Consider the following 3,957-nt stretch of genomic DNA (forward strand, 5'->3'; position numbering starts at 1 on the left):
GGCGACGGCGAGGGGTTCTGAGGACACATCTGTGATCAGATTGTCGGTTACAACGACATTGGCATTTGTAATCATTTCCTCATTCACACCATCAAACACGTTGACGTTTGTGAACAGTATCGGTCCCCCATCCTGGGAGAGCGCTTGCGAATTGGCTATAGTGAGAAAAATCGACGAAACCGCCGCAAGTTTGGGAAAATGCATTGTAAATTCCTCAGAAAATTCTGTCGGAGAAACCATCCCAGCAGAAGCAAGTTTTTTCAAGAATTACCTCGCTTTTCTGCAAGGTCGGCTTTGTCCGCTAGGCCGACCTTGATGCCGTCTGAACCGACCCGATGAACAACTGAAACCGTCAGATGACCGGTTCGAGCCCAGTACTACCGCCTTGGTGATTTTGCGAGTACGGTAGATACGGTGCGCGTCTTTTTACTTCTTGTGATCGCGATTGCGCCCAGCACTAAGGCACATGCCAAAGCTTGAGGTAAAGAGATGGCTTCGCCAAAGGCAAGATATCCCACGGCAAACATCGTGGGTAATTCGATGCTTCCGACGACCGCAGTTTGGGAAGCCCCAATAACAGGTGAGCATATCGTGTAGATAAGCTGGGGTACGAAAGCGGTAACCAGACCAATACCAACAATGAAAAGCCAATCGGATTGTTCCCTTGGGAGAAGCTCTCCAACCTCAGCTCCAAGGATGAGCGGCGCGAGGCCCAGTACAGACCCCAGAGAAACTGACGCGATACGTGCCAACGGTGCAATCCGTGACAACCTGTGTACCAGTACGCAAATTCCGAAGCCAAACCCAAATGGGGCGGCAAGGGATAGCAGCAGCGTTGGTAGGTGTTCCGCAGCCACTGACGCAGGCGAGCCAGCAATGACAGCTGCCACCACAATCAGACCAGCGGCCAACATGGCGCGTCGCGTGGGTGCATCGCCAAACACCGCCCAAGCAATACCTAAGGTGAACACCGGATAGGTCATGTAAAGCACACCCACTGTCGATGCGGGCAGCTTCTCCAGCGCCGTTACATATCCGATCCAACCAAGCCCCATTACGGCTCCGGCGGAAAGACCCCAAGTGATCTCTCGCCATTCTTTTCGGTGCACAATGAGAACAGGAAGCAGAAGAAGAGCCGCAACAATGTAGCGGTAGAATGCGACCGCATAGGGTGCAACACCCTGTTCGGTCAGGCTGCGGCTGAAGTAGGGAACCAGCCCGAAACAGATTGAAGCAAAGAGAACACCAATACCCGCAAATGCGTAAGGTATGGGCGTTCGATTTCGCGCAGATGTCGTGGCCATAATCTGGAGCTATCACGCATTTGCATCTTCGTCTTTAGAGATTCTACGAACGACTGCTTTGTCCCACATAGCTGCTGTCCAAGAAAAAAACATTGCATCTTAGATGAAAAGTCCGCTTCCTGTGCATTGCCGCCGTCACTGAGTCCTAGTGCTGCGCTAGCAGCGAAGGTCTGCTTGGTGGCGGACTCCACGAACTCTGATCCTTGCAGGAACGTCTGTTTTATCCGAGGTAGGATGACGGTGGAATGTTCGCATCGGGATGGGTGCCGTCATTTGTCGCGTTTGGCATCAACCCTGCTTCTTGAAAATACTCGTGATTGCCCTTGAGCTGGCACCAATCCAACCGTCAGATTGGTTCCAGACTTACAACGCAAAACTATGGGCAAACTACGCAAACCTATGGGGTGCGCGAAGTGTTATGCGCAAACCTACACCTGATGTAGGTGCGCACATAACACTGCGTTTTCGACATTGATTTCATTAAAGAAAATCTTGGAAGCTTGCCCATAACCTCTGTGCGGTATTTGCGCATAAATTTGCACAATTCGCCCGGAAGTTTGCATGCGACAGAGAACCCATCGAGCTAACGGCGTCCTCTGGCACATTTGCTACGCACATATGCAGTTTACTCCCAATCGCCAGCAGACGAGCGCCACGTCTTAGTTTCCGCATCCCAAACACTGGCTGTGACGCAAGGCGTCGGGTTTATTCCGTCGCAATTGGAGCCATGTATATCTGCGACAACAACGCGTTGACGCCCAAAGTCAACGACCGTCCAGCCTTTATTGAGCAAGGAGTGCACCTCTTCGCCAACCCAAAAGTGCGACATGCATCCGCCAGTGCCGCAGTAAAGAGAAGCGGCGCTCGAACACGCAAAACCAGACTCATTCAGAACCCAGTCGCGTTGTAGATCTCCGTCAAGATCCACCCTTTCAACCGCGCCCCAATCTAAGCCAAACTGACCGTTGTTGAACTCTGTGCAGGCCTGTGCCGCCAGATCAACCTTCGCCCGCAAACCGGTTGGAAGTTGCGAAACGTCAGCCGCGAAAGCTGATGAGGTCCAAACTAGACCCGAACCCAGCACAATCGAGGAAACCAAACATTTAAACTGGCTTACCAATTGGGAAATCGGTTGGAGGGGGTAATCAATTGCATTGATCATACCTATAGTCCCCGTATTCCAGCCAGTTTGCCGAGCCTTCGCTAAAAATCAGAAATTCGGACCTGTCTTCCCCAAGCAGGGCCACGACAAATCCGGTCGGCGGCTCAGAGTTTCCGAAGTAGCTGTAGGCCGTCATGGCTCTGATCGACTCGCCGTTAACCGTTACTCGCGCGTCCCACTCTCCGTCTGGGTTGTCCAAAATTACGGGTTCGATTACGCGTTTTTTCGCTCCGCCACCACAATAGACGATGCCTTCGGGCGCTTCGTAGGAGGTCCCCTGGCTAGCATCTGAATCGCACGCGGAACGAAGGGACCGAATTGCCGCGCCGGAACCTTTCAAGTCAAAGATTCCATAGCTGATATCTTGATCAACCATCGACAGGTTTACCGATGCATTGGCCGCAAGTTGGTCTAGTACAAAACCATAGTCCTGCTGGCTATTGAAACTGATCTCGACGGGATAATTGTCAACGATCTGCAAAGCAGCATTTTCAGCGCCAACCTGAAATGCGGCAACCTCGGTGTTGCCGTTTTTCAAAAAACGAATTGAAAGCCCTTGCTTCTCCACAATGTCCTGGCTGTCCTCGTATCCAGCCGGAGCAAAGCGGACACGGTTACACTGAAGTTCCAGCGTCATGTTTCCGGTCTGAATAAAGGCATTGGGGTTGGGCCCGGAACTGAACGACCACTCCGCTGATGCTGTGGTTGCAATTGCCATCATTAGAATTCCAATGGAAATCAGCTTGAAACTCATTTTCACTCTCCATGGTATTAGGACTCGTACTGTCTTTCAGCAGAGATTCCGGCCCGTTGCCTGGGCAACCAGGTCAGGAAACAGGTGCGCCGTATTCGTTTGCACCTTCTTGGGAAGGTCGTGTCAGCCACCAGATCATCAGGATGGACAGAACCAATTGAAGAATTGAGACAACAACAATACCGGTCACGCCCAAGACTGCCGCGGGTCCTCGCAATGCATCGGGGTTTTCTGTCCCTTGCTCCAATACCGAGAAGAACGCCACGCCACCCAGCATAACAAAAAGCGTTGTAATGCTGAGCGCCATCGGCAGCAGCAAATACCAGCCAGGTCGTCCTGTATCATGCAACCTCCGCCAACCTGCTGCGAGCATAGGTATGAGAACGGCCAGTTGAAAAACAGAGGACATGACGCGAGATCCTTGCCCAGTTTCTGGGTTGGTCCCGAATATGATAGTATCCAGCACAGCTAAAGCGGCACTTACGAGAACCACAAACAAGAAGAACCACCAGTATTCTGAGCGTAAAGCCCGACCGGAGAACTGGAAGTATTTCGAGAAACACGTTTTAACTGCTTCACCAAATCCCATATTTCACTCCATTCTTACTTTCTTTGCGGCCTCAAACGCTTCGCTGCTCAGGAGAACGCACTCGCCCCTACGGATGCTCCCACTTACTTTTTTGTTTGAAAGTAGAAGCCTATCGCATGAGAGCGTAAAGAATTTTACGCGCGGAAAA

General features: G+C 51.6%; 4 protein-coding genes and 1 pseudogene. All 5 read right to left on the bottom strand.

Annotation, left to right across the window (positions count from 1 at the left end):
* A pseudogene (locus AC2FLP_RS21935) lies at positions 1 to 264 on the bottom strand (hypothetical protein); the annotation flags it as partial.
* A gap of 113 nt (positions 265 to 377) precedes the next feature.
* Complete coding sequence (locus tag AC2FLP_RS21940; protein ID WP_117871541.1) at positions 378 to 1,304, bottom strand: DMT family transporter; 927 nt, start codon at positions 1,302 to 1,304, stop codon at positions 378 to 380.
* Between the two features lie 625 nt (positions 1,305 to 1,929).
* A complete protein-coding gene (locus AC2FLP_RS21945) occupies positions 1,930 to 2,466 on the bottom strand; it encodes a hypothetical protein (protein WP_299900038.1) in 537 nt (178 codons plus the stop codon).
* Positions 2,450 to 3,103, bottom strand: coding sequence for a hypothetical protein (locus AC2FLP_RS21950; RefSeq protein WP_496686515.1), 654 nt, complete (start codon positions 3,101 to 3,103; stop codon positions 2,450 to 2,452). The genes AC2FLP_RS21945 and AC2FLP_RS21950 overlap by 17 nt, the downstream gene beginning before the upstream one ends.
* A 190-nt stretch (positions 3,104 to 3,293) precedes the next feature.
* Positions 3,294 to 3,809, bottom strand: a complete 516-nt coding sequence (locus AC2FLP_RS21955) for a DUF805 domain-containing protein (protein WP_496686517.1) — start codon at positions 3,807 to 3,809, stop codon at positions 3,294 to 3,296.
* Positions 3,810 to 3,957: the final 148 nt, after the last annotated feature.

It is taken from the genome of Ruegeria sp. CDSA141 (genome assembly GCF_059612005.1).